Raw genomic sequence first — 7,652 nt, 5'->3', positions numbered from 1 at the left:
GCGTCGAGGAGGTCCGTCAGGCCGCGCCGGACGACCTCGTGGTCGTCCAGCAGGAACACGCGGATCGGGTCCTGCTCCGAGAAGGTGCGTGGCTCCGACATCATGACGTCCCCTTGTCCCCGGTGACCTGGCTCCCCGGTGCCCCGGCTGTCCCGGCTCCCCGGCTGTCCCGGACTGAGGGCAGACCGCGGGCCGCCCATGAGGATCATCGTCCGCCGGGGCCGGTCGCACTAGGGCCGACCGGCCCCACTTGCCGCACCGGCGCGGTGTGCGTCGATGGGGGAGGGCGTCAGACGCTCGTGCCGGCGCCGTACGGGGCGTACAGGTCCAGCAGCCGTTTGCGGGCCGCGCGCAGGCGGTGCGCGAGCACCTGGCCCACCCACTGGCTGACCGCGTTGCCCAGCGCAGGATCGTCCTGGCACAGGGCCAGCACGGTCGCGGCGTCGAACTCGTAGGCGCGTACCGGCGTGGTGGCCGCGGCGCCCAGGTGCCAGACGGGGGGTGCGAACAGCCAGGACCAGCCGATGAGCTCGTTGTGGCCGAGGCTCTCTATGACGGCCGCACGGCGGCCCGGGACGTGCATGTCGAGTTCGACGCGGCCGGTGCGGATGATCCAGAACCGGTCGGCGTGACCGCCCTCCTCGAAGAGCCGCGTGCCCTGCGGGAAGGTGACCTCCCGGGCGTGGCTCATCAGCTGCCGCTGCCGGTCGGCGGGCAGGACGCGCAGCATGCTGAGGGTCGACGGGGTGTTCATGGCATGCCTCCCGGGACGGGACGTGGGTACGGGCTACCACCGCCAGCGTGCGGTGCCGGGGCCGGGCCCGCCATGGGCCGAGCGGTCCCCTCGGCCCGGGACCTTCGGTACGGCCATGGACCGGACGGCCGCTCCCCGCAGAGCCGTGCCCGGCCCCCGCGCTACCGGCCCGGCTGTGCCGCCAGCCACGCGCGGTAGGCCGTCACCGCCGTCGGCAGGGTCGGGAAGATGCGGTCGTGGCCGACCGTGTCCGCGAGGCCGTACGCCTCCAGGCTGTCCAGCAGGTCCTGCTTCACCCGGGCGAGGGCGAAGACGACGCCGCGCGCGGTCAGTTCGCGGCGCAGGGCGTCCACCGCGTCGAGGGCCGTGATGTCGACCTCCACGTTGGCCTCGGTGTTGAGGACGAACCAGCGGACGGGCGCGGTCTGCTCGTCGACGGCGGCCAGGGCCCGGCGGTGGAAGTTCTCGGCGTTGGCGAAGAACAGGGGCGAGTCGTAGCGGTAGACCAGCAGACCGGGGATCGTCCGGGCGGTGGGGTAGTCGTCGATGTCGTGCATGCCGGCCACACCGGGCACCAGGCCCTCGACCGCGTCGTGCGGGCGGGCCACCCGGGTCAGCAGTTCGGCCACCGACAGGCCGACGGCGACCAGCACGCCGTACAGGATGTCCAGGGCGAGGACCCCGGCCAGGCAGCCGAGCGCGAGCAGCAGTTCGCGGCGGCGGAAGGCGGCCAGGCGGCGGAAGCCGGCCAGGTCCGTCATGCGGGTCGCCGCGTAGACGACCAGGGCGCCGAGCACCGCGGCGGGCGTCCGGGTGAGAAGGGGGCTGAGGAAGAGCAGGACCGCGAGGACCAGGGCGCCTGCGACCAGGGAGTACGCCTGGCTGCGGGCCCCCGCCGAGGTGGCCAGGGCGGTGCGGCTGGCGCTGCTGCTCACCGGAAAGCCGTGCAGGGCGCTCGCGCCGAGGTTGGCCATGCCGAGGGCCAGGAACTCCTGGTCGGCGTCGAGCTCGGGACCCGGGTCGGGGCCGCGGCCGGCGAACGCGCGGGCGGTGAGGATGAAGTCCGTGTACGCCACCAGGAGGACCCCGAGCGCGGGGAGCACCAGGCGCGGCAGCTCGGCCGGGTCCGGCACGGCGAGGGCGGGCAGGCCCGCCGGAACCGTGCCGATGACCCGGATGCCGTAACGCTCGTCGAGGTCGAACGCCACCACGGCCGCCGTGCCCAGGACCACGGCCAGCAGCGGGCCGGGGAGCACCCGGAAGTACCGCGTGACGACGAGGAGGAAGAGCAGCGTCGCCGCCGAGAAGACCACGGTCGCCGCATGGGCTTCGCCCAGGTGGGTGAAGAACGACCAGAGCTGGGGGAAGAACTCGGTTCCCGTCCCCGGTACTCCGGTGAGTTTGGGCAGCTGGTCCACGACCATGATCAGAGCGACGCCGGCCAGGTAGCCGATCAGGACGGGGCGGGAGAGCAGATCCGCCAGGAAGCCCAGGCGGACGGCCCGCGCGACCAGGCACAGCAGGCCGACCGTGGCGGCGAGGCCGGCCGCCAGTACGGCGTACCGGCCGGGGTCACCGGTGGCGAGCGGGGCGACCACGGTGGCCGTCATCAGGGCGGTCGTCGACTCCGGACCGACCGACAGCAGCCGCGAGGAGCCGAACACCGTGTACAGGGCCAGAGCGGGCAGGATCGCCCACAGGCCGGCGACCGGGGGCAGCCCGGCCACCCCGGCGTACGCCATGACCTGCGGCACCAGGTACGCGGCGACGGTCACCCCGGCCAGCAGGTCGCCCCTCAGCCAGGCGCGCCGGTAGCCGAGCAGCGAGGCGAGTCCAGGCACGAGCCGGTGCCACCCCGGGGGTCCGCCGCTGCCGTGGGTCATGCCTCGCCTTCCGTCCGGTGCGCCCGGAATCCGTCGGTCCTGGTCATCCGTCGGTCCTCGTCATCCGTCGGTTCTCGTCATCCGTCGGTCCTCGTCGCGCCGCGACGCACACGCCGTGTACATGCTCAACAGGGCGCGCGGACAGGGCCGTTCGGCCCAACGGGTACCGACCTTCGGCATCCGGCGCGCCCGTGCCCGTCCCGCCAGGGTGGGAGGCGTCAGGAAACGCACTCGCCGTCCCCGACTCCCAGAAGGGACCGCCGCCATGGCAGTGCACGAGCACCCGCACCGGGACCGTCGAGGGACCCGTACGGTCCCGGTCGCACCGGGCGTCGTACCCGAGCGGACGTGACCGCGGTGACCGGCTGCCGCTCAGAGGCTCGCCGCGTGGTCGGGGACGTAGGTCTGCAGATCCCTCGGCGGGCGCTCGTAGCCGGTCGACGGCGGCCGCTTCGGGAGCTCCAGCACCGGCGGCGGCACGTCGTGGTACGGCACGGTCGACAGCAGGTGGGCCATCATGTTCAGCCGGGCCCGGCGCTTGTCGTCGCTCTCCACGACGTACCAGGGCGCGTCGGAGACGTCCGTGTGGACCAGCATCTCGTCCTTCGCCCGGGAGTACGCCTCCCAGTGGGTGATCGACTCCAGGTCCATCGGCGAGAGCTTCCAGCGCCGCAGCGGATCGTCGAGGCGCTTGCGGAACCGGTCCTGCTGCTCGGTGTCGCTCACCGAGAACCAGTACTTGCGCAGCAGGATCCCGGACTCCACCAGCATCCGCTCGAAGATCGGGCAGTGCCGCAGGAAGAGCTGGTACTCCTCCTTCGTACAGAAACCCATCACGCGTTCGACGCCGGCCCGGTTGTACCAGGACCGGTCGAACAGCACGATCTCCCCGGCCGCCGGGAGATGCTCCGCGTACCGCTGGAAGTACCACTGGGTGCGCTCGCGCTCGGTGGGCTTCGGCAGCGCCGCGATCCGGGCGATCCGTGGATTGAGGTGCTCGGTCACCCGTTTGATCGTCCCGCCTTTGCCGGCCGCGTCCCGTCCCTCGAAGATCACTACAAGACGTGCACCCGTGGCCCGTACCCACTCCTGCAGCTTCACCAACTCGGTCTGCAACCGCAGCAGTTCCGCCTCGTACACCTTGCGCGGCAGCTCCGCCGCCTGCTTGCCGGCCATGCCGCCTCCACCGCCCGATGACCTACCCATGGAGCCATCCGATGTCCAAGGTCGAACACCAGGACGCCACCGTACTGTCCGACGAGGAACTGCGCACCCTGGACGCGCACTGGCGTGCCGCCAACTACCTCGCGGCGGGCCAGATCTACCTGATGTCCAACCCGCTGCTCACCGAACCGCTGCGGCCCGAGCACATCAAGCCCCGGCTGCTCGGCCACTGGGGCACCTCACCGGGCCTGAACCTCGTGTACACCCACCTCAACCGGGTGATCAGGGCGCGCGGTCTCGACGCGCTGTGCGTGTGGGGGCCGGGCCACGGCGGCCCGTCCGTGCTGGCCAACTCCTGGCTGGAGGGCAGCTACAGCGAGACCTACCCGGACGTCTCCCGGGACGCGGCGGGGATGGGCCGGCTGTTCCGGCAGTTCTCCTTCCCGGGCGGGGTGCCCAGCCACGTGGCCCCCGAGACACCCGGCTCGATCCACGAGGGCGGCGAGCTGGGCTACTCCCTCTCCCACGCCTACGGCGCGGCGCTCGACAACCCGGACCTGCTGGTCGCCTGTGTGATCGGCGACGGCGAGGCGGAGACCGGTCCGCTGGCCGCCTCCTGGCACTCGAACAAGTTCCTCGACCCGGTCCACGACGGCGCCGTCCTGCCGATCCTGCACCTCAACGGCTACAAGATCGCCAACCCGACCGTCCTGGCCCGCCTGCCGGAGTCCGAACTGGACGAACTGCTGCGCGGCTACGGCCATCTGCCGATCCATGTCACGGGTGATGACCCGCGCGAGGTCCACCGGGCCATGGCGGCGGCGATGGACGACGCGCTGGACCGGATCGCCGTGATGCACCGTTCGGCGCGCGAGGAGGGGGTCACCGAGCGGGTGCACTGGCCGGTGATCGTGCTGCGGACGCCGAAGGGGTGGACCGGTCCGGCCGAGGTGGACGGCGTGCCCGTCGAGGGCACCTGGCGGGCCCACCAGGTCCCGCTGGCCGGCGTCCGCGAGAACCCCGAGCACCTGCGGCAGCTGGAGGCGTGGCTGCGGTCGTACCGGCCCGAGGAGCTCTTCGCCTCCGACGGGCGGCCGGTCGCCGACGTGCTCGCCTGCGTCCCCGACGGGGCCCGCCGCCTGGGCTCGTCGCCGTACGCCAACGGCGGGCTGCTCGTCCGCGACCTGCCCCTGGCCGACCTCGACGAGTTCGCCGTCCCCGTCGACAAGCCGGGTATGGCCCTGCACGAACCCACCCGCGTCCTCGGCGACTTCCTGGCCCGCATCATGGAGGACACCGGGGCGCGCCGGGACTTCCGGCTGGTCGGCCCGGACGAGACCGCCTCCAACCGGCTCCAGGCCGTCTACGGCGTCAGCGGCAAGGCCTGGCAGGCCGGGCGGCTGCCGGTCGACGAACACCTGGACCGGCACGGCCGGGTGATGGAGATCCTCTCCGAACACACCTGTCAGGGCTGGCTGGAGGGCTATCTGCTGACCGGCCGGCACGGGCTGTTCTCCTGCTACGAGGCGTTTGTGCACATCGTCGACTCGATGGTCAACCAGCACATCAAGTGGCTCAAGACGGCACGGCAGTTGCCCTGGCGGGCGCCCGTCGCCTCCCTCAACTACCTGCTCACGTCCCACGTGTGGCGCCAGGACCACAACGGCTTCTCGCACCAGGACCCCGGCTTCGTCGACCACGTCCTCAACAAGAGCCCCGAGGTCGTCCGCGTCTACCTCCCGCCGGACGCCAACACCCTGCTCTCGGTGGCGGACCACGCGCTGCGCAGCCGCGACTACGTCAACGTCGTCGTGGCCGGCAAACAGCCCTGCTTCGACTGGCTCTCCATGGACCAGGCCCGCGTGCACTGCGCGCGCGGCGCCGGGATCTGGGAGTGGGCCGGCACCGAGAACGGCACTCGCGAGCCCGACGTCGTGCTCGCCTGCGCGGGTGACGTGCCCACCCAGGAGGTGCTGGCCGCCGCCCAGCTGCTGCGCCGCCAGCTGCCGGAACTGGCCGTGCGGGTGGTGAACGTCGTCGACATGACCCGGCTGCTCCCGAAGGACGAGCACCCGCACGGCATGACCGACTTCGAGTACGACGGCCTGTTCACCACCGACAAACCGGTGATCTTCGCCTACCACGGCTACCCCTGGCTGATCCACCGCCTCGCCTACCGCCGCACCGGCCACCAGCACCTGCACGTGCGCGGCTACAAGGAGTCCGGCACCACGACCACCCCGTTCGACATGGTCGTCCGCAACGATCTGGACCGCTACCGCCTGGTCATGGACGTCATCGACCGGGTCCCCGGCCTCGCCGTCCGGGCCGCCGCCGTACGCCAGCAGATGGCCGACGTGCGCACCCGCCACCAGGCCTGGATCCGCGCCCACGGCACCGACCTGCCCGAGGTCGCCGACTGGACCTGGAACGGCTGAACGTCCCGGATGCGGGCGTGGGCCCGGTCAGGCGACCGCTCCGGGGGCGTCTCCGCCGGCGAGCGCCTCGGGGAGGCCCGGATACAGCTCGAACACCTCGTCCAGCCCGGTGCGGCGCAGCAGCCGGCGGAAGTCGTCGTCCGGTGCGACCAGGCGCAGTCTGCCGGTGCGGTACCGGATCCGGTTGCGGGCCCGGCACAGGAGACCGAGGCCGGAGCAGTCGATGAACGAGACGGGGCTCAGGTCGAACACCACGTCGGGCTCCGCACCGGACGTCAGGTGGTCGAGGGCCGCGGAGAGGACCGGAACAGACAGGAGGTCGAGGTCGCCGCACAGGGTGACGACGGTGGTGCCCCCGTCGGTACGGGTCGTGCGGCACGTCGCGGACCTCGTGTGGTTGTCGGCCATGAAGAGAGCGAAGTCCAGTCGGCGGGTCGGGCGGAAGGGCCGTTCGGCCCCCACGACGCCCCGGCGGCGGGCCCGAACGGCCCGTCTTGCGGCGCTCCGGCACGGGAGGGCCCGTCCGGCGGCCGACAAGGGCCGAACGGCCCCACGCGGACCCCGCCGAGCCGGGACACGCTGGATCTGCGGTGGCAGAGCTGTCGTGAGAGACGTGAGAGAGCTGTCGTGAGAGACCTGGGAGACGAGACGGCCGATGTATGCCAACGACGGATTCCGTGAACTCGACCGGCAGGAGTGCCTGCGGCTGCTCACCGGGGTGCCGGTCGGCCGTATCGTCCACACGCGCGGGGCACTGCCTGCCGTGCTGCCCGTCAACTTCGGCCTGGACCGCGACGGGGCGGTGGTCCTGCGCACGTCCGCGGCCTCGGAGCTGGTGCGGGCCGTCGACGGTTCGGTCGTCGCGTTCGAGGCCGACGAGGTCGACGCCGTCGCACAGGCCGGCTGGAGCGTCGTCGTGACCGGCCGTGCGGCCGTGGTCAGGGACCCCGGCGAACACGCGAGGCTCGTCCGGGACGGCCCCAGGTCCTGGGTTCCGTCCCCGCGGGAGGTCTTCGTCCGCATCGAGCCGGAACTGGTCACCGGACGGGAACTGACCGGCGGCCGCACCCGGTACGGCCTGGACCCCATCTCCTGAACCCCGCCACGCTGCCGCAGTGCTCCCGTCGGCCCGGACGGCGCGGAGCGACACCGCGGGGGATCGGTGCCGCTCCTGAGCCCAGTCTCCTCCCGGCCCGTGCCCCGCGACAGGCGCCGACGGTCACCGTTTCGGGGCCGGTCGGCCCTTACGGCTCGGCCGGCGCACCCGTTACGGATGTCCCGTTCCGGTCGGGTCCGCCGCGCTGCGGGGACGCCCGCCCGACTTGCCCGATCCAGGTGCCCGACGCGGTCGGTGCCCACTACGGTGGGCTTTGACCGGACCTGCCGGTGTACGAGTCGACGGGGTCGGGAGGA

At 72.4% G+C, this 7,652-nt stretch carries 6 protein-coding genes and 1 pseudogene; 2 read left to right on the top strand and 5 right to left on the bottom strand.

What is annotated here, in order from left to right:
* The 4 genes and pseudogenes from ABT137_RS51190 to ppk2 all read right to left on the bottom strand — a co-directional run.
* Nucleotides 1-200 (bottom strand): annotated as a pseudogene (locus ABT137_RS51190) (hypothetical protein); the annotation flags it as partial.
* 89 nt (nt 201-289) lie between these two features.
* On the bottom strand, nt 290-754 hold the full coding sequence (locus ABT137_RS50745; RefSeq protein WP_351720817.1) for a cyclic nucleotide-binding domain-containing protein: 465 nt from the start codon (nt 752-754) through the stop codon (nt 290-292).
* Nucleotides 755-915: 161 nt separating this feature from the next.
* Nucleotides 916-2,637 (bottom strand): SulP family inorganic anion transporter, encoded by a 1,722-nt coding sequence (locus ABT137_RS50740; RefSeq protein WP_351720815.1) that lies wholly within the window; start codon nt 2,635-2,637, stop codon nt 916-918.
* Nucleotides 2,638-3,009: 372 nt separating this feature from the next.
* Nucleotides 3,010-3,813: a polyphosphate kinase 2 gene (gene ppk2, locus ABT137_RS50735; RefSeq protein WP_351720813.1), complete on the bottom strand. Its 804-nt coding sequence runs from the start codon at nt 3,811-3,813 to the stop codon at nt 3,010-3,012.
* Between the two features lie 41 nt (nt 3,814-3,854).
* Between ppk2 and ABT137_RS50730 the strand changes: the two genes are divergently transcribed.
* A complete protein-coding gene (locus ABT137_RS50730) occupies nt 3,855-6,239 on the top strand; it encodes a phosphoketolase family protein (RefSeq protein WP_351720811.1) in 2,385 nt (794 codons plus the stop codon).
* A 27-nt stretch (nt 6,240-6,266) separates the two neighbouring features.
* Here ABT137_RS50730 and ABT137_RS50725 read toward each other — a convergent pair whose 3' ends face one another.
* Complete coding sequence (locus ABT137_RS50725; protein WP_351720808.1) at nt 6,267-6,647, bottom strand: STAS domain-containing protein; 381 nt, start codon at nt 6,645-6,647, stop codon at nt 6,267-6,269.
* Nucleotides 6,648-6,894: 247 nt separating this feature from the next.
* Between ABT137_RS50725 and ABT137_RS50720 the strand changes: the two genes are divergently transcribed.
* The gene (locus ABT137_RS50720; RefSeq protein ID WP_351720805.1) at nt 6,895-7,335 is read left to right on the top strand and encodes a pyridoxamine 5'-phosphate oxidase family protein; all 441 of its coding nucleotides are present in this window, start codon (nt 6,895-6,897) and stop codon (nt 7,333-7,335) included.
* The last annotated feature ends 317 nt before the right edge of the window (nt 7,336-7,652 follow it).

Source organism: Streptomyces sp. NPDC001980 (genome assembly GCF_040296885.1).
GTDB lineage: Bacteria > Actinomycetota > Actinomycetes > Streptomycetales > Streptomycetaceae > Streptomyces.
Note: the sequence above shows the minus strand (reverse complement) of the source record. Positions and strands in the feature narration are given on the sequence as shown.